The sequence below is a fragment of the Mycolicibacterium chubuense genome (assembly GCF_001044255.1).
GTDB lineage: Bacteria > Actinomycetota > Actinomycetes > Mycobacteriales > Mycobacteriaceae > Mycobacterium > Mycobacterium chubuense.
In genome coordinates, this window is the sequence record NZ_JYNX01000064.1 from 41892 (window position 1) to 60062 (window position 18171).

Sequence of the window (18171 nt, forward strand, 5' to 3'; positions counted from 1 at the left end):
GTTAGGGTCGAGACCCATGGTTGCAACGCGGAACGTGTTCAGAGCGGTGACCGGAATGCTCGCGACGTCGGCCCTGCTGGCCGGGTGCGGCGCGCCGGCCGACGACACGACGGCCACCTCGTCCACCACCGTCGCGATGGCGGCCGGACCGGCCCCCGGCTCCGCACCCGAGAAGGCGCCGACCCTCGCCTGCGGTGATCCCGCCGCCGCCGTCGCGGCCATGTCGACCCGCGACAAGCTCGCCCAACTGCTGATGGTCGGCGTCACGGGCGCTGCCGACGCCCGTGCCGTCGTCGACAACCAGCACGTCGGCGGCATCATGGTCGGCGGCTGGACGGACATGTCGATGCTCACCGACGGCTCCCTGGCCGACATCGCCGCCAATGCCGGCCCGCTGCCGCTGGCCGTCAGCGTCGACGAAGAGGGCGGCCGGGTGTCCCGGCTGGCCGGGCTGATCGGGGCGCAGCCCTCACCGCGCACGCTCGCGGCCACCCGCACGCCCGAGGAGGTCTACCAGATCGCCCTCGACCGCGGCCGGCAGATGCGCGGCCTCGGGTTCACGATCGACTTCGCGCCCGTCGTCGACGTCACCGACGCCCCCGACGACACCGTGATCGGCGACCGGTCCTTCGGCGCGGACCCGACGGCTGTCACCGACTACGCCGGCGCCTACGCCCGCGGGCTGCGCGACGCCGGGCTGCTTCCGGTGCTCAAGCACTTCCCGGGCCACGGCCACGGCTCGGGCGATTCCCACGCCGGCAGCGTGGTCACCCCGCCGATCGACGCGCTGAAGGACAACGACCTGGTGCCGTACCGGTCGCTGACCACCCAGGGCCCGGTCGGCGTCATGGTGGGCCACATGGAGGTGCCGGGACTGACCGGCAGCGACCCCGCCAGCCTCAGCCCGCAGGCCTATGGACTGCTCCGCTCGGGCGACTACGGAGGCCCGCCGTTCGGCGGCGTGGTGTTCACCGACGACCTGTCGNCCCCGCCGATCGACGCGCTGAAGGACAACGACCTGGTGCCGTACCGGTCGCTGACCACCCAGGGCCCGGTCGGCGTCATGGTGGGCCACATGGAGGTGCCGGGACTGACCGGCAGCGAACCCGCCAGCCTCAGCCCGCAGGCCTATGGACTGCTCCGCTCGGGCGACTACGGAGGCCCGCCGTTCGGCGGCGTGGTGTTCACCGACGACCTGTCGAGCATGAAGGCCATCTCCGACCGGTTCGGGGTGCCCGACGCCGCGCTGCGCGCGCTGCAAGCCGGTGCGGACGTCGCGCTGTGGGTCACCACCGACGAGGTGCCCGCCGTCCTGGACCGGCTGGAGAAGGCCGTCGCGGCGGGTGAGCTGTCCCAGCCGGCCGTCGACGCGTCGGTCACCAAGCTGGCCGCCATGAAGGGCCCGTCCCCGCGCTGCGGCGGCTGATCCGTCATCCAGTGCTTACCCTGTGTTGGTAAGCACGTTGGCCGGGAGTGGAGAAAGGCGCGTCATGGCGGGTGGTACCAAGCGCTTGCCGCGTGCCGTCCGCGAACAGCAGATGCTCGACGCGGCCGTGCAGATCTTCTCGGTGAACGGCTACCACGAGACGTCGATGGACGCGATCGCCGCCGAGGCGCAGATCAGCAAGCCGATGCTCTACCTGTACTACGGCTCCAAGGAGGAGCTGTTCGGGGCGTGCCTGGACCGGGAGCTGGCGCGCTTCGTCGACGAGGTGCGCGACAAGATCGACTTCGACGACCCGCCCAAGGAGTTGCTGCGCAGCGCGGTGCGGGCGTTCCTGAAGTACATCGACGAGAACCGTTCGTCGTGGATGGTGCTCTACACCCAGGCGACGAGCTCGCAGCGGTTTGCGCACACCGTGCGGGAGGGCCGCGAGCGCATCATCGAGCTCGTCGGCCGGCTGCTCCGCTCGGGCACCCGGTTCCCCGGGCCGGACACCGACTTCGACATGATGGCCGTCGCGCTGGTGGGTGCCGGCGAGGCCGTCGCCTCCCGGGTCAGCACCGGAGACGCCGACGTCGACGAGGCCGCCGAGCTGATGATCAACCTGTTCTGGCTGGGCCTCAAGGGCGCGCCGGCGCCGTCGGATCCCGAAGTGGGCGCCGTCGCGCAGAGCTGACGGTCAGGCCGGCGACACCGTGCCCGTCAGGTGCGGATGTCCCTTGGTCAGATGCCGCAGCGTCAGCTCCCAGCCGTCGCCGCGCCGGTCGACGTACAGACCGGCGCGCGCCGGGAGCACCACGGGCTTGGCGAACCGCACCGAATACGTCACCGCATCCGGCAGCTGTCCCTCGATGTTCGCCAATACCGCTGCCGCGCTGAACATTCCGTGCGCGATGACGGTCGGGAAGCCGAACAGCTTGGCCGCGATGGAGTTCGTGTGGATCGGGTTGTGGTCCCCGCCCACGGATGCGTAGTGCCGGATCTGGCCGGGCGTGATCGACAGCACCGCGTTCGGCGGACCCAGCTTGGGCTGCTTGGCCGGCGGCGGCTTCGGTTCGTCGGACAGGCTGGTGCGCTGCTGGTGCAGAAATGTGGTGACCTGGTGCCAGGCGGTCTCGGTGCCGACCTTGACGTCGGTGACCACGTCGACGAGCAGACCGCGCCGGTGCTCGCGCATGTTCTCGGCGTGCACGGCCGCTGACACGGTGTCGGTCACCGCGATCGGCCGGTGCTGGGTGATGTGGTTCTCGACGTGCACCGATCCCATGGCGGCGAACGGGAAGTCGAAGCCGGTGATCAGCGACATCACCGTCGGGAACGTCAGCGCGAACGGGTAGGTCAGTGGCACCGTGTTGTCGAAGCGCAGGCCGGTGACGTTCGCGTACGCCGCGACGTGGGCGGGGTCGATGGTCAGGTCCTCGACCGTCAGCGTCCGGTCGGGCAGGGTGTCCCCGCGCGGCACGAACGGCAGTGCGCCCGCCGCGGCGAGCACCAGGTTGCGCAGCCCGGACGGCTGCCCGCCCTCGCTCATGCCCCCAGCCAGGCCTGGCCGCACACCCGAATGGTGTTGCCGGTCACCGCATTCGACGCCGGGCTGGCGAAGTAGGCGATGGCCTCGGCCACGTCGACGGGCTGGCCGCCCTGGAACAGCGAGTTCAGCCGCCGCCCGACCTCGCGGGTGGCCAGCGGGATCGCGTCGGTCATCTTGGTCTCGATGAACCCGGGGGCGATCGCGTTGATGGTGATCGACTTCTCGCCGAACGGCGCTGCCAGCGCGTCGGTGAGCCCGATCATGCCGGCCTTGGTCGCGGCGTAGTTGGTCTGCCCGCGGTTGCCGGCGATGCCGGCCATCGACGACAGCCCGACGACGCGGCCGTTCTCGCCGATCGTGCCGTTGCCGACCAGGCCCTCGGCAAGGCGAAGTGGGGCAAGCAGATTCACTGCGAGCACCGAGTCCCAGCGCCCCTCGTCCATGTTGGCCAGCAGCTTGTCGCGGGTGATGCCGGCGTTGTTGACCAGGATGTCGAGCGTGCCGCCGTAGTGCTCCTTGACGTGCTCGGTGATGCGGTCGACAGCGTCGGCGGCGGTGACGTCGAGCGTCAGCGCGGTGCCGCCGATCTTGGTGGCCAGTTCGGCCAGCGGCTCCGCGGCTCCTTCTATGTCCACCGCGATGACCTTCGCGCCGTCGCGCGCGAACACCTCGGCGATCGTCGCGCCGATGCCGCGCGCCGCCCCCGTCACCACCGCGACCTTGCCGTCGAGCGGCTTGTCCCAGTCCGCGGGCGGGGTGGCGTCGGCGGCCCCGACCCGGAACACCTGCCCGTCGACGTAGGCCGACTTCGCCGACAGCAGGAACCGCAGCGTCGATTCCAGGCCCGTCGCCGCCGGCTTGGCGTCGGGGTGCAGGTAGACCAGCGCGACGGTCGAGCCGTGACGCAGTTCCTTGCCGAGCGAGCGGGTGAACCCTTCCAGTGCGCGCTGCGACGTCCGCTCGTGCACCGAGTCGATCTCGTCGGGCGTGGTGCCGATGACCACCACGCGGCCTGACGGGCCGAGATTGCGCAGCAACGGCGTGAAGAACTCGTAGAGCGCCTTGAGGCCCTCGGGTTCGGTGATGCCGGTGGCGTCGAACACCAGCCCGCCGAACCGGTCGGCCCAGCGGCCGCCGAGGTTGTTCGACACCACGTCGTAGTCCTCGGCCAGCGCGGCCCGCAGCGGCTCGACCACGCGGCCCTCGCCGCCGATCAGCAGCGAGCCCGCCAGCGGCGGCTCACCCGGCTTGTACCGGCGCAGCGGCTCGGGTTGGGGCACGCCGAGTTGCTTGGCCAGGAATGACCCCGGGCCGGAGTTGACGACTTGGGACAGGAGATCGGAAGCCACGGCGCTGCCTTTCGAGAAATCCGGGTACATCGTGTGTCGACGGTGATGGTTACCCAGCACTGTCGTATCCCTCACGAACTTACTCCAGAGTAAGAACGGTGGGTAGTATGACCCTCGACACCAACATCCCTCGCGACGCCGGGAGGCAGACGTGGCCGACAGCACAACAACCCGCCGGGTAGCCGTCCTCGGAGGCAACCGGATTCCGTTCGCACGGTCGGACGGCGCCTACGCGAACGCGTCGAACCAGGACATGTTCACCGCGGTGCTGGACGGCCTGGCTGAGCGCTTCGATCTCAAGGGCGAAACCCTCGACGCCGTCATCGGCGGCGCGGTGCTCAAGCACAGCCGCGACTTCAACCTGATGCGCGAGTGCGTGCTGGGCAGCTCGCTGTCGTCCTACACCCCGGCGTTCGACCTGCAGCAGGCCTGCGGCACCGGGCTGCAGGCCGCGATCGCCGCCGCCGACGGCATCGCGCGCGGCCGCTACGAGGTGGCCGCCGCGGGCGGTGTGGACACCGCCTCGGATGCGCCCATCGCCCTCGGTGACGACCTGCGCTCGGTGCTGCTCGGGCTGCGCCGGGCGAAGTCGAACGTCGACCGGCTCAAGCTGGTCGGCAAGCTGCCGGCCGCCCTCGGCGTCGAGATCCCCGTCAACAGTGAGCCGCGCACCGGCATGTCGATGGGCGAGCACGCCGCGGTGACCGCCAAGGAGATGGGCATCAAGCGCGTCGACCAGGACGAACTGGCCGCGGCCAGCCACCGCAACATGGCCGCCGCGTACGACCGCGGCTTTTTCGACGACCTGGTGACGCCGTTCCTCGGGCTCTACCGGGACAACAACCTGCGCGCCGACTCGTCGACCGAGAAGCTGGCCAAGCTCAAGCCCGTGTTCGGGGTCCGGGCCGGCGACGCGACGATGACGGCCGGCAACTCCACCCCGCTGACCGACGGCGCCTCGGCGGCGCTGCTGGCGTCCGAGGAGTGGGCCAACGCCCGGTCGATCCCGGTGCTGGCGTACTTCGTCGACGGCCAGACCGCCGCGGTGGACTACGTCAACGGCCGCGACGGCCTGCTGATGGCGCCGACGTACGCGGTGCCCCGGATGCTGGCCCGCAACGGGCTGACGCTGCAGGATTTCGATTTCTACGAGATCCACGAGGCCTTCGCGTCCGTGGTGCTCGCCACACTGGCGGCCTGGGAGTCCGAGGAGTACTGCAAGGAGCGGCTCGGCCTCGACGCCGCCCTGGGCTCCATCGACCGGTCCAAGCTCAACGTCAACGGCTCCTCGCTGGCGGCCGGGCATCCGTTCGCGGCCACCGGCGGGCGCATCGTGGCCCAGCTGGCCAAGCAGCTCGCGGAGAAGAAAGCCGAAACCGGACAACCTGTCCGCGGCCTGATCTCGGTCTGCGCCGCCGGCGGCCAGGGCGTCACCGCGATCCTCGAGGCCTAGAAAAGTTTTTTCCCGACGCTGTAACGCCCGCCCCTGGGGCATCGATACATGAGATAGCTCCGTGTTGCCGTCTGACCCCCCGACCCGACGGCAACACGGGGCTCTTACATTTTGAGCATGCAGATCAGCATGTTCGGACAGCTCACCGGCCTCGGCGACGGCTCACCCGTCGACGCGACCATCGCCTACCTGGCGCAACTGCGCGACGAGGGCTTCGGCCGCGTCTGGATGAGTCAGTTGCCCTACGAGCCCGACCTCCTGACGATCCTGGCCATCGCGCTGCGCGAGGTCGACACGATCCAGGCGGCCAGCGGCGTCATCCCGATCCAGAACCAGCACCCCATGCACATGGCGCAGGCCGCGCTCACCGTCAGCCTCGCCTCGCAGGGGCGGTTCGTGCTCGGGCTCGGCATGACCCACGCCGCGGTCACCGAGGGCATGTGGGGCATCCCGTGGGACAAGCCGGTACGGCGCCTCAACGAGTACCTCGACGGCCTGTTGCCGCTGCTCGCCGGTGAGCCCGCCGACGCGCCGGGCCAGACCGTGACGACGCGGGGTGCGCTCGTCATCCCCGGCGCGCCGCGTCCGGACGTCTACATCGCCGCGCTCGGGCCGCAGATGCTGCGGCTCGCGGGCAGGCGGACCTCCGGCACGTGCACGTGGATGACGGGTCCGGCGACGCTGGGCGGGCACGTCAGCCCGTCGCTGCGGCAGGCGGCCGCCGACGCGGGCCGTCCCGAGGACGCGGTGCGGGTGGTCGCGGCGCTGCCCGTCGGCGTCACCGACGACGTCGACGCGGCGCGGGCCGAGGCCGCCGAGCAGTTCGCGGTCTACGGCACGCTGCCGTCGTACAGGGCGATGCTCGACCGCGAGGGCTATGCCGGTCCGCAGGACGCGGCGATCATCGGCGACGAGGCCACCGTCCGCGACCGCCTCGCCGAGCTCCGATCGGCCGGTGTGGACGAGTTCGTCGGCGCGGTGTTCCTGCGCTCGCCCGAGGCGCATGCACGCACCCGCGCACTGCTGCGGGCGGTCGACACCGAGAGCTGATCTTCCCTGCTCGCCCCGAGGAAATTCACTCTGGTGTGAGACGTGTCACAGGCGTAGCATCGCCTGCACGACGGGTTCGGGAGTGACTGATCTGAAGAGTCGGCAAGGGATGAAAGCCGACCGCGCGAGACTAGCGTGACGCGCCCACAGGTCCTCCCGAACCCGCCTTTTTTGTGCGCACGACACCCGCCCAACGCAAGACGCCCCCGGGAAGAGTCCGGGGGCGTCTCGTGGGGGAAGCGGTCTAGAAGGCCGCCTCGTCCAACTCCATGACCTCGTTGTCGAGGTTGTCGATGATCGACCGGGTGCTGGTCAGCATCGGCAGGAAGTTCTTCGCGAAGAACGACGCCACCGCGAGCTTGCCCTCGTAGAAGGCGCGGTCGTCACCCGTGGCGCCGGCGTCGAGCTTCTCGATCGCCACCGCCGCCTGGCGCTGCAGCAGCCAGCCGATGACCAGGTCGCCGACGCTCATCAGGAAGCGCACGGAACCCAGGCCCACCTTGTAGATGCTCGCCGGATCCTCCTGCGCGGCCATCAGGTAGCCGGTCAGCGTGGCGGCCATGCCCTGCACGTCCTCCAGCGCGGTGGCCAGCAGGGCGCGCTCCGCCTTCAGCCGGCCGTTGCCGGTCTCGGACTTGACGAACGACTCGATCTGCCCGGCCACGTGCGACAGCGCCACACCCTTGTCGCGGACGATCTTGCGGAAGAAGAAGTCCTGCGCCTGGATGGCGGTGGTGCCTTCGTACAGCGAGTCGATCTTGGCGTCGCGGATGTACTGCTCGATCGGGTAGTCCTGCAGGAAGCCCGAGCCTCCGAAGGTCTGCAGCGACTCGGTCAGCTTGGCGTACGCCTGCTCCGAACCCACGCCCTTGACGATCGGCAGCAGCAGGTCGTTGACCTTGACGGCCAGCTCGGGCTCGATGCCGTGGATCGTCTTGGCGACGTCGGCGTTCTGGTGCGTCGCGGTGAACAGGTACAGCGCGCGCAGCCCCTCGGCGTAGGCCTTCTGGGTCATCAGCGAACGACGCACGTCCGGGTGATGGGTGATGGTCACGCGCGGTGCGGTCTTGTCCGTCATCTGGGTCAGGTCGGCACCCTGCACACGGCTCTTGGCGTACTCCAGCGCGTTCAGGTAGCCGGTCGACAGCGTGGCGATCGCCTTGGTGCCCACCATCATTCGGGCCTGCTCGATGACGTCGAACATCTGCGCGATGCCGTCGTGCACCTCGCCGACGAGCCAGCCCACGGCGGGGGTGCCGTGCTGGCCGAGCGAGAGCTCGCAGGTCGCGGAGACCTTCAGGCCCATCTTGTGCTCGACGTTGGTGACGTACACGCCGTTGCGCTCGCCGGGCTCACCGGTCTCCGGGTCGAAGTGGAACTTCGGCACGAAGAACAGCGACAGACCCTTGGTGCCCGGGCCCGCGCCCTCGGGGCGGGCGAGCACCAGATGCATGATGTTCTCGAACAGGTCGTCCGAGTCGGCCGACGTGATGAAGCGCTTCACGCCGTCGATGTGCCAGGTGCCGTCGGGCTGCTGGACGGCCTTGGTGCGGCCGGCGCCCACGTCGGAGCCCGCGTCGGGCTCGGTCAGCACCATGGTCGAGCCCCAGCCGCGGTCGGCGGCGAGCTTGGCCCACTTCTTCTGCTCCTCGGTGCCGAGGTGGAAGAAGATGTCGGCGAATCCGGCGCCCATCGCGTACATGTACACGGCGGGGTTGGCGCCCAGGATGTGCTCCTGCAGGGCCCAGGACAGCGCGCTGGGCATCGGCATGCCGCCGAGCTCCTCGCTGACCGACAGCTTGTCCCAGCCACCCTCGACGACGGCGCGCACGGACTTCTTGAAGGCCTCGGGCAGCGTGACGGTGTGGGTCTTGGGGTCGAACACCGGCGGGTTGCGGTCGCCCTCTTCGAACGAGGCGGCCACGGGGCCCTCGGCGAGCCGGGCGATCTCGCCCAGCATGTCGACCGCGGTGTCGACGTCGAGATCGGCGTACGCGCCCCGGCCCAGGGCCTGGTCGACCCCGAGTACCTCGAATAGGTTGAACACCTGGTCACGAACATTGCTCTTGTAGTGGGACACGTTTCCTCCTCGTCGAGAACGCCACACGCGGTTGGGTACTTTTCGGCCAAGTTACCCACCAGTAACTGCGGCTGACTATACCGCCCGGTAACTTCAACGCAAGACCACTGTGAGCAATTTCCGCGCGCCGACCAACCGAGCAGTTGGCCGGGACACGTTTTTCGCCGCGTTCTCGCCCCTGACCAGGCCAAACGGCACCCTGTGATGATGGTCACGTTTGAGTCTCTAGGGTGTGGTCATGGCTTCCAGCATCGGTGTCGCGGTATGGGGAACGGGCAACATGGGCGCGACGTCGATCCGCTCGGTCACCGCCTTTCCGGGACTGCGCCTGACGGGTGTCATCACCTCGTCCGGCGACAAGGCCGGCCGGGACGCCGCGACCTTCGCCGGTCTGGACGCACCGACCGGAATCCTGGCCGGCACCGACGTCGACGCCGCACTCGCCGGCGCCGACGCGGTCGCCTACATGGCCTCCGGTGACATCCGGCCCGACGAGGCGGTCGCCGACATCGAACGGTGCCTGCGCGCCGGAGCGCACGTCGTGACCCCGTCGCTCTACTCGCTGTACGACCCACGCTCCGCGCCGCCGGACTGGGTGCAGCGTCTCACCGCTGCCGCCGAGGAGGGCCGGGCGGCTCTGCTGGTCAGCGGTGTCGATCCGGGTTGGGCCAACGACGCGCTGGCGGTCACCGCCGCCGGACTGTGCACCCGCATCCGCACCATCACCTGCCAGGAGATCTTCGACTACTCGACCTACGACCAGCCCTACGCCGTGCGGGTCTCGTGCGGTTTCGGGATGCCGATGGACGAGACGCCGATGATGCTGCTGCCGTCGATCCCGACCATGGTGTGGGGCGGCAACATCCGGCTGATCGGACGCGGTCTGGGCATCGAGATCGACGAGGTCACCGAGGAGGTGGAGCGGCTTCCGCTCGACGAGACCGTCGACACCGTGATGGGCCGCTTCGACCAGGGCACCCAGGGTGCCTTCTTCCTGCGCGTCATCGGGTGGGCCGGCGGTGTGCAGCGGGTGATCGTCGAACACATCACCCGCATCGACCCGTCCTGCGCCCCGCACTGGCCGCAACCCGACGAGGGGGTGGGCGATCACCGCGTGATCGTCGACGGCGACCCGCAGCTGACCATCGTCACCCGCGCCGATGTGCCCGGCGGAACCCGCGCCGACGGCGGCAACACCACCGCGGCCAACCGCCTGCTCGGCGCGATCGGGTGGCTGGCCGAGCAGAAACCGGGGATCTACGACGGGCTCGACGTCCCGCTGCATCCGCCGCTGCCGCCGGAGGTGGAGGCGACGCGCTGGGTCTAGTGCCCGGCGAGACGCTTGTTGACCAGCCTGGTCAGCCACGCCGGGGAGAACCGCGCGCCCGCGGCCAGCGCCTTGGCCTGGGTGCCGACCGGGAAGTGCACCTGGCGGAGCACCTTGCGGGGCAGCGTGGGGTCGACGGCAGCGACGATGCCCTCGGCGATGTCCTGCGCGGTGAGCCGGATGCCCAACGAGGTGGTGGTGCCGGTCGAGATACCGCTGGTCATCGCCGTGTTCACGTACAGCGGCCACATGTCGATGACGCGGATGTCGTGCCCGCCCCACTCCAGGTTGAGCGCCTCGGTGATCGCCCGGACGAAGAACTTGGTGGCGCTGTAGTTGGCGAGCTCGGCCTGGCCGTAGATCGCCGACGCCGACGCGAGGTTCACCACGACGGCCCCGGGTGTGGTCTTGAGGTACGGGAACGCGGCGTGCAGGCCGTTGACCACGCCCTTGACGTTGACCTCGATCTCGCGGTGGTGCACCTCGAGCGAGATCTCCTCGAAGCGTCCGGCGTTGAGCAGCCCGGCGTTGTTGATCAGCACGTCGAGCCGCCCGCCGGCGGTCTCGTGGAACTCGGCCAGACGGCGCGCCATCTCGTCGGCGTCGGTGACGTCGAGGTGGCCGACCACGCCGCGGCCACCCACCGCGGCGATGTCGCGCTCCAGCACGGCGAGCCGTTCCTCGTCGATGTCGTACGCGCCGACGAAGTACCCCCGCTGCGCCAGCAGCAGACCCGTCGCCCTGCCGATCCCGGTGGCACCTCCGGTGATGAACACCGACTTGGTCATGGACCGCTCCTCCTAGGAATTCAGTTGCCAGACAGCGAAATTGAGGCACAGTGCGAACGTCGACCACGCCAGGTAGGGCACCAGCAGCCAGCCCGCGACCGCGCTGCGGCGGAAGAACAGCACCACGGTGCCGACGAGCACCAGCAGCAGGACGCTCAACTCGGCGAAGGCGATACCGCGCCAGCCCAGACCGAAGAACAGCGGCGTCCAGGCGGCGTTGAGCACCAGCTGGGTGCCGTAGGCGATCAGTGCCGGCCGCGTCTGTGACCACGGCCCGCTGCGCCACACCAGCCAGGCCGCCACCGCCATCATCGTGTAGAGCACCGTCCACACCGGACCGAACACCCACGACGGCGGCGCCCACGACGGCTGCTGCAGCCGTGCGTAGTCCTGCGCCGAGGTGGCCGACGCGAGACCGCCGAGGGCCGACGCGATGACCACCGCGCCGAGTGAGATCGCGAGAGCGATAACGTTTTTCGAGCGCGTGGGTTGATGACTGTCAACCATGCCGGATTACCCTACCGGTGCGACGGCCGCGGCCGGCCACCGCGGTCGCGACGTCCCGATTCCGTTCGAATTGCCGCACCCGGCGTCAGTCCGCCGATTCGGCGGGCGGTTCGGCATCGGGCAGCTGGCCCACCAGGTACTCGGCGAGCCCGCCGATGGTCGGGTAGTCGAACACCGCGGTCGCGTTGATCGTGAACGCTCCGCCGAACTGGCTGTGCAGCCGGTTGCGCAGCTCGATCGCCATCAGCGAATCGGTGCCGAGGTCGAGGAATCTGCTCGACGCCGCCGGCGGCTGTGCCAGGCGCAGGAAGTTCTGCACCTCGCGCTGCAGGAACTCGGTGACGAAACCGGCGCGTTGCGGCACCGGGATCTCCTGCAGCTGGCGCAGCAGTTCGCTGTCGCCGGTCACCTCACCGCCGGCGCTGGGCAGCACCAGGTCGAGCATCGGCGGACGCGCGGCGCCGAGCACCTTGGCGGCCCGCTGCCAGTTGGCCTTGAGCACGGTCGCCTGCCCGGTCCCGTTGGCCACGACCTCCGACAGCGCGCTGAGCGCCGCCGACGGTTCGAGCGGGGTTAGGCCCTGGGCGCTGATGTTGGCCGTCGCCGCCTCCGACGACGCCATCCCGCCGCGGGCCCAGGGGCCGAAGTTCACGCCTGTCGCCGGTAGACCGTGGGCCCGCCGCGCCGCGACCAGACCGTCGAGGAACGCGTTGGCCGTCGCGTAGTTGGCCTGCCCCGGAGACCCGAACACACTGGACACCGACGACGACACGATGAAGAAGTCGAGATCGTCGTCGCCAGTCAACCGGTCGAGGTGATCGGCGCCGTAGGCCTTGGGGGCCAACGTGTTCCGGAACCGCTGCAGATCCTGCGTCGACAGCAGCGCATCGTCGAGCACGCCGGCCAGATGCACCACGCCCGCAAGCGGGGGCATCTCGGCGCGGATGCGGTCCAGCAGGGCCGTCACCTCGTGCTCGTCGCCGACGTCCGCGGTCACGACGTGCACCCGGCACCGGTGCCGTTCGGCGAGGTCGTCGAGGAGCTGCGCCGAATCGGCGGACGGGGCGCGGCGACTGGTGAGCACGATGTCGCCGGCACCGAGCTGCGCCAGATGCGCCGCGGTGTGCAGCCCGATCGCGCCCAGACCGCCGGTGATCAGATAGGTCCGATCAGGTTGCGGCTGAAGCGGTCTCGGTATCTGCAGCACGATCTTGCCGATGTGCCGGGCCTGCTGCATGCGCCGGAACGCCGATCTGGCCTCCGTCAGCGGGTAGATCTCCGCGGGCAGCGGCGTCCACTCGCCCTTGGCCAGACCCTCCGACACCTCGGTCAGCAGCCCGCGGATGCGCTCGGGCTCGGTGAGCATCACCGTGTCCAGGGCGACGATCTCGTAGTCGATGTCGGACCGGGCCTGCGCCATCTGTTCCGGCGTCCAGATGTCACGCTTGGCGATCTCGGCGAAGCGGCCGCCGTGGGCGGTGGCCCGCAACGTCGCCTCGATGAACCCCTCACTCGTCAGGCTGTTGAGCACCACGTCGACGCCGGCACCGTCGGTGTCAGCCAGGATCTGATCGGCGAAATCGGTGCTGCGCGAGTCGTAGACGTGCTGCACCCCCATCCGGCGCAGCGTCTCGCGCTTGAAGGCGCTGGCCGTGGCGAACACCTCTGCCCCGCAGCGCTGGGCCATCTGCACGGCCGCCAGTCCGACGCCGCCGCTGGCGGCGTGGATCAGCACCTTGTCGCCCGGCTCGAGCCGCGCCCAGTCGAAGGACAGACGCACCGTGAGTGCCGCTGCGGGGATGGTCGCGGCCTCGACCGCGCTCACCCCGTCGGGGATCGGGGCCAGGAACTGCGAGGGCACGTTGAACCGGCTGGCGAACGCCCCCTGCATGGAGCCGTAGACGCGCTGGCCGATCTCGAGTCCGGTGACGCCGTCACCCACGTGCGTGACGGTGCCGGCGAAGTCGCCGCCGATCGGGCCGGGATCGCCGGGGTAGAGGCCCAGCACGTTGAGGACGTCGCGGAAGTTCAGCCCCGCCGCCTCGACCCGCACCTGCACATAGCCTTCGGCGGGCGGCGCCACCTCGGTCTCGGTCAGCCGCAGGTTGTCGATGGCGCCCCGTTCGGTGGGCGCGAGCACGTAGTCGTTCGCCCGGGGGACGGTGAGGTGCCCGGTGCGCGCCCACGGCACCAGCCGGGAGGCCAACAGTTTGCCCTGCCGCACAGCGACTTCGGGTTCGTCGACGGGGTGGGTGAGCAGGGTGGCCAGCGCACGGACGGCTTCCGGTGATCCGTCGCCGTCGACGAGCCGGGACCGCAGTGCGGGTTCCTCGTTGGCCACGGTGCGCCCGAATCCCCACAGGGCGGCCTGGACGGGGTCCACGGGCTCGCCGGATTCGCAGGCCACCGCGCGTTCGGTGACGATCCACAGTCCGCCGGGCAGCTTCACCTCCCCGCTCTGCACGGCATGGACCGCGCTGAGCAGGTGGTCGATCTCGCCGTCCAGGCGGGCGGCCCGCGCGGCGCCCGATTCGTCTTCGGGGGACGGGGCGGCGCGCCACACGACGCCGGAGAACCCGACACCGCGCTGGTGCGCGTCGGCCAGGACCCGTCCCAGCGCGGGGGACTCGGTGGTGCGGGGCAACGGAACACACCCCGGCACGAGCGCGGCCAGCTCGTCGAACCCGGCGATGAGCCAGGTACCGCTGGGCACCGGATCCTCGGCGGCCGGCGGAGGCACCTCGTGCCAGCCCACGGTGTAGAGCAGCCGGGTCGCGTCGCCGCCGAGGCCGCGCAGCAGTGCTTCGCGCGGCGCCCGTTTGACGGTGAAATCGCGAATACCGCCCAGCCGGTTGCCGTCCCGGTCGACGAAGTCGAGATCGAAGACCTGGGTCTCACTGTCCAGCGCGGCCCGGTGCCAGGTGGCGCGGCAGTAGAACCGGCGCGGCATGCTCTGCGCCACCGACACCTGCCCGTACCGCAGCGGCAGGTACAGATCGGTGACGCCCTGTTCGGCGGCCAGCAGCGCCGGGAACGCCGGGAACGCGACTCCCGTGCACAGATCCATCAGCACCGGATGCATCGGTTCGGTGCCGAGGTGTTCGGTGAGTTCCTCGCCGACGAGGATGTCGCCGATCGCCTCGCCGTCGCCGAGCCACAGCGATTTCAGCGATCCCGACCACGTGGGACCCCAGGCCAGTTCGAGGTCGGCGAACGTCTCGAACAGCTCCTGCGGCCGCATCCGGGTGAGCCGCTCGACGGCCTCGTCGATCGGTTCGGGTGCAGGGGCGTCGGAGGCATCATCGGCGGTGTCTGCGTCTTCTGTGCCGGCCAGCACCCGGCCCTCGGCGTTGAGCGACCAGTCGGCACCGGCTTCGCCGTAGGGCCGGCTGTGCACCTGGAAGGTCCAGTCGCCGTCGGTGGGATGCAGGGTCAGCTGCACCTCGCGGGACGCCTTCTCCGGCAGGATGATCGGCTCGTAGAAGAAGACGTCCCTGGCCCGGGCGGGGGCGCCGACGGCGGCCAGCGCCATCGCCGCGTAGGTCGCGCCGGGCACGACGACGGTGCCGTAGATGACGTGGTCGGACAGCCACGGCTGCGATTTCACCGACAGCCTGCTGGTGTACACCGAGTCACCGGAGGCCAGTTCCTTGGCGCTGCCCAGGATCCCGGACACCGCGGGGCCGACCCCGCCGTCCACCGTGATGCCCGCACTTCTGGGCCAGAAGCGGCGACGCTGGAACGGATAGGTGGGCAGTTCCACGACGTGCCGGGGACGGCGCGCCACCGCGGCGAAGTCGGGCCGGTGGCCGCCGACGTAGGCGGCGGCCAGCGCGTCGGCGATCTGACGGCGGTCGCTGACGCCCTTGCGCAGCGACGCGATCGCCCGCGGGGCCGGCAGGTGCTCCGGCCAGACCTGTACCGCGGAGCCGGTGAGCACCGGTTGCGGACCGATCTCCATCAGCACCGAGCAACCGAGGGCCGCGACGGTGCGCACGCTCTCGGCGAACTGCACCGGCTGACGGGAGTGCTTGCGCCAGTACTCGGCGTCCAGCGTGGTGTGGCCGGTGAGCACCGCGCCGGTGCGGTTGCAGACCAGCGGCAGCGCCGGGGCGGCGAACGGCAGTTGCGCGGCGTAGGACTCGAATTCGTCGAGGACGGGGTCGAGCAGTTCGGAGTGGAAGGCGTGGCTGGTCTCCAGCCAGGTGCAGCGGACGCCGTCCTCACCGAACGTCGCGACGATCTGCTCGAGGTCCCCGCCGGGGCCGGACAGCACGGTGTTGGGACCGTTGTACGCCGCGACCGACACCCGGGGATGCCCGCCGGCGGCGTCCTCGACGCGGGCGGCGTCGGCGAACACCGCCAGCATCCGACCGCCCTCGGGCAGGTCACCGAACAGCCGGCCCCGCTGGGCCATCAACCGGGCGCCGTCGGCGAGGCTGAACACACCGGCCACGCAGGCCGCCGCGTACTGGCCCACGCTGTGGCCGAGCACCACATCGGGTGTGACGCCCCAGGACTGCCACAGCCGGGCCAGCCCCATCTCGAGGGCGAACAGGGCCGGTTGTGCGAACGAGGTGTGGCGCAACCGTTTTCCGGCCTGACCGCCGGTCTCGCGGTCGGTGGCGAACAGCACCTCGAGCAGCGGTTCGGCCAGCAGATCCTCGACCGCCTCGGCGCACTGCGTCACCGTGTCGGCGAAAACCGGTTCGCTGTCGAACAGTTCGCGGGCCATGCCGGGATACTGGCTGCCCTGCCCGGTGAACAGCCACGCCGTCGTCGGACGGTGCGTGTGCTCGCCCCGCACGACGCCGGGCCGCAACCGGTTCTCGGCGAGGTCGGCCAGCGCGGCGCGGGCCCCGTCCACCGAGTCGACGACCAGCGCGGCACGCTGCTCGAAATGGGAGCGTCCGGTGCCCGCGGTCAGGCACACGTCGGCGATGTCGGCGTCGGGGTGGGCGCCCAGCCAGGCCTCGTACCGCTGCGCCAGCGCCGTCAGCGCTTCGGGGGAGCGCGCCGACAGCGGGAGCACACTCACCGGGGCGTCCGGCGCCGTGTCGGGCTGCGGCGGCGCCGCGGCCGGCGCCTCCTCGATCAGCACGTGGGCGTTGGTCCCGGTGAAACCGAACGAGCTCACCCCGGCGCGGCGGGGCCGGCCGTGCGGGTGCCACGGGGTGGCCTGGTCGACCACGCGGACGGGCAGCGTGTCCCATGGGATGTGCGGCGACGGGGTGTCGAAGTGCAGGCTCTTGGGCAGCACCTCGTGCTGCAGCGACAGCACCACCTTGATCAGACCGGCTGCGCCGGAGGCGGATTCGAGGTGGCCGATGTTGGTCTTCACCGAACCCATCAGCAGCGGCCGATCGGGGCTGCGCGCGTCGCCGTACGCGGCCGCGGCGGCCTGCACCTCGATCGGATCGCCCAGCGGCGTGCCCGTGCCGTGCGCCTCGAGGTAGTCGACCTCCCCTCCCGTCAGCCCGGCCCGGGCCAGCACCGCGCCGATCAACCGTTGCTGCGCGCCGCCGTTGGGGACGGTCAGGCCGCTCGACGCGCCGTCCTGGTTGACCCCGCTGCCGGCGATCACGGCGCACACCGGGTCACCGTCGCGCACCGCGTCGCTGAGGCGTTTGAGCACCAGGACGCCGCAGCCTTCGCTGCGGACGTACCCGTCGGCCGACGCGTCGAAGGTCTTGCAGCGTCCGACCGGGGACAGCATGCGCGCTCGGGAGGCGGCGACGGTGGTCACCGGGCTGAGCAGCACGTTCACTCCACCGGCCAGCGCCAGGTCACAGTCGCCGGAGTGCAGCGCCTGGCAGGCCTGGTGCACGGCGACCAGCGCGGAGCTGCACGCGGTGTCGACGGCCACGGCCGGGCCCTCGAGACCGAGCGCGAACGACACCCGCCCGGAGATGGCGTTGAGCGCATTGCCCGTGATGAAGTGCGGCTCGATCTTGTCGATCGACTCGGCCGAGAGCAGGTGCGCGTACTCGTTGGCCGCCACGCCTGTGAAGACGCCGGTGCGGCTGCCGCGCAGCGAGGCCGGCGAGTAGCCCGCCCGTTCCAGCCCCTCCCACACCGTTTCCAGCATCAGGCGCTGCTGGGGCTCGATCCACACGGCCTCGCGCGGGGAGATGCCGAAGAACTCGGGATCGAATCCGTCGATCCCGTCCAGGAATCCGCCGAAGCGGGTGTAGGTCTTGCCCGGTGCGTCGGGGTCGGGGTCGTAGAACTCGTCGATGTCGAAGCGGTCCTCCGGGACCTCGCGGATCGCGTCGACGCCGCCGGCCAGCACGTCCCAGAATGCCTCGGGGTTCGGCGCGCCGGGGAACCGGCAGGAGACCGCGACGATCGCGATCGGATCGTCGGTGCGGGCGGTGACGACCGTGGCCGGCCGCGTCGGCGCCGCCTCGGCGAGCCCGAGCACCTCGCCGAGCAGGTAGTCGGCGACGTCGAGCAGCCGCGGGTGGTCCATCGCCAGCGTGGCCGGGATGTCGCGGCCGACACCGGTCTCGATGCGGCGGCGCAGCTCGACCGCCATCAGCGAGTCCATGCCGATGTCGAAGAAGCCGGCGTCCTCGCGGATCTCGGTGGCGTCCACCCGCGTCANGACCTTCTCGGCCGTCGCGATTTCGTCGTCGTCGC

General features: G+C 70.5%; 11 protein-coding genes and 1 pseudogene. 6 read left to right on the forward strand and 6 right to left on the reverse strand.

Translation table 11 applies throughout. The annotated features are described in order from the left end of the window. Window positions 1-16 precede the first annotated feature (16 nt). From MCHUDSM44219_RS24235 to MCHUDSM44219_RS24240, 3 genes and pseudogenes are all read left to right on the forward strand, one after another. The coding region (locus tag MCHUDSM44219_RS24235; protein ID WP_413783642.1) for a glycoside hydrolase family 3 N-terminal domain-containing protein at window positions 17-985 on the forward strand (969 nt) is incomplete at its 3' end. A gap of 1 nt (window position 986) precedes the next feature. After that, a pseudogene (locus MCHUDSM44219_RS31785) lies at window positions 987-1426 on the forward strand (glycoside hydrolase family 3 N-terminal domain-containing protein); the annotation flags it as partial. A gap of 64 nt (window positions 1427-1490) precedes the next feature. After that, entirely contained in the window at window positions 1491-2120 is a 630-nt protein-coding gene (locus MCHUDSM44219_RS24240; protein WP_048420827.1) for a TetR/AcrR family transcriptional regulator, read from the forward strand. Window positions 2121-2123: 3 nt separating this feature from the next. Here MCHUDSM44219_RS24240 and MCHUDSM44219_RS24245 read toward each other — a convergent pair whose 3' ends face one another. Further along, window positions 2124-2975, reverse strand: a complete 852-nt coding sequence (locus MCHUDSM44219_RS24245) for a MaoC/PaaZ C-terminal domain-containing protein (RefSeq protein WP_048420859.1) — start codon at window positions 2973-2975, stop codon at window positions 2124-2126. After that, window positions 2972-4324 (reverse strand): 3-oxoacyl-ACP reductase, encoded by a 1353-nt coding sequence (locus MCHUDSM44219_RS24250; RefSeq protein WP_109777952.1) that lies wholly within the window; start codon window positions 4322-4324, stop codon window positions 2972-2974. The genes MCHUDSM44219_RS24245 and MCHUDSM44219_RS24250 overlap by 4 nt, the downstream gene beginning before the upstream one ends. 151 nt (window positions 4325-4475) lie before the next feature. On the opposite strand from MCHUDSM44219_RS24250, the gene MCHUDSM44219_RS24255 reads away from it, so the two are divergent. Beyond that, a complete protein-coding gene (locus MCHUDSM44219_RS24255; RefSeq protein ID WP_048420829.1) occupies window positions 4476-5777 on the forward strand; it encodes an acetyl-CoA C-acetyltransferase in 1302 nt (433 codons plus the stop codon). A gap of 117 nt (window positions 5778-5894) precedes the next feature. Further along, entirely contained in the window at window positions 5895-6827 is a 933-nt protein-coding gene (locus MCHUDSM44219_RS24260; protein ID WP_048420830.1) for a TIGR03564 family F420-dependent LLM class oxidoreductase, read from the forward strand. A 244-nt stretch (window positions 6828-7071) separates the two neighbouring features. On the opposite strand, the gene MCHUDSM44219_RS24265 is transcribed toward MCHUDSM44219_RS24260, so the two are convergent. Continuing rightward, on the reverse strand, window positions 7072-8907 hold the full coding sequence (locus MCHUDSM44219_RS24265) for an acyl-CoA dehydrogenase (RefSeq protein WP_048420831.1): 1836 nt from the start codon (window positions 8905-8907) through the stop codon (window positions 7072-7074). Between the two features lie 238 nt (window positions 8908-9145). Between MCHUDSM44219_RS24265 and MCHUDSM44219_RS24270 the strand changes: the two genes are divergently transcribed. Beyond that, window positions 9146-10234 (forward strand): NAD(P)H-dependent amine dehydrogenase family protein, encoded by a 1089-nt coding sequence (locus MCHUDSM44219_RS24270; RefSeq protein ID WP_048420832.1) that lies wholly within the window; start codon window positions 9146-9148, stop codon window positions 10232-10234. Here the strand turns inward: MCHUDSM44219_RS24270 and MCHUDSM44219_RS24275 are convergent. The 3 genes from MCHUDSM44219_RS24275 to MCHUDSM44219_RS31350 all read right to left on the reverse strand — a co-directional run. Beyond that, window positions 10231-11022 carry an SDR family oxidoreductase gene (locus MCHUDSM44219_RS24275; protein WP_048420833.1) on the reverse strand — a complete coding sequence of 264 codons (792 nt, stop codon included), beginning with the start codon at window positions 11020-11022 and terminating at the stop codon, window positions 10231-10233. The two genes, MCHUDSM44219_RS24270 and MCHUDSM44219_RS24275, sit on opposite strands and share 4 nt — an antisense overlap. Before the next feature lie 12 nt (window positions 11023-11034). Further along, window positions 11035-11529 (reverse strand): TspO/MBR family protein, encoded by a 495-nt coding sequence (locus MCHUDSM44219_RS24280; RefSeq protein ID WP_048420834.1) that lies wholly within the window; start codon window positions 11527-11529, stop codon window positions 11035-11037. Between the two features lie 85 nt (window positions 11530-11614). Next, a partial coding sequence (locus MCHUDSM44219_RS31350; protein ID WP_236695578.1) for a type I polyketide synthase occupies window positions 11615-18135 on the reverse strand: 6521 nt, incomplete at its 5' end. Between the last annotated feature and the right edge of the window lie 36 nt (window positions 18136-18171).

Excerpts from the sequence above, each read along its gene's own strand:
- MCHUDSM44219_RS24240 (WP_048420827.1), top strand. The coding sequence starts at position 1,491 with ATGGCGGGTGGTACCAAGCGCTTGCCGCGTGCCGTCCGCGAACAGCAG.
- MCHUDSM44219_RS24245 (WP_048420859.1), bottom strand. The coding sequence starts at position 2,975 with ATGAGCGAGGGCGGGCAGCCGTCCGGGCTGCGCAACCTGGTGCTCGCC.
- MCHUDSM44219_RS24260 (WP_048420830.1), top strand. The coding sequence starts at position 5,895 with ATGCAGATCAGCATGTTCGGACAGCTCACCGGCCTCGGCGACGGCTCA.
- MCHUDSM44219_RS24270 (WP_048420832.1), top strand. The coding sequence starts at position 9,146 with ATGGCTTCCAGCATCGGTGTCGCGGTATGGGGAACGGGCAACATGGGC.
- MCHUDSM44219_RS24275 (WP_048420833.1), bottom strand. The coding sequence starts at position 11,022 with ATGACCAAGTCGGTGTTCATCACCGGAGGTGCCACCGGGATCGGCAGG.
- MCHUDSM44219_RS24280 (WP_048420834.1), bottom strand. The coding sequence starts at position 11,529 with ATGGTTGACAGTCATCAACCCACGCGCTCGAAAAACGTTATCGCTCTC.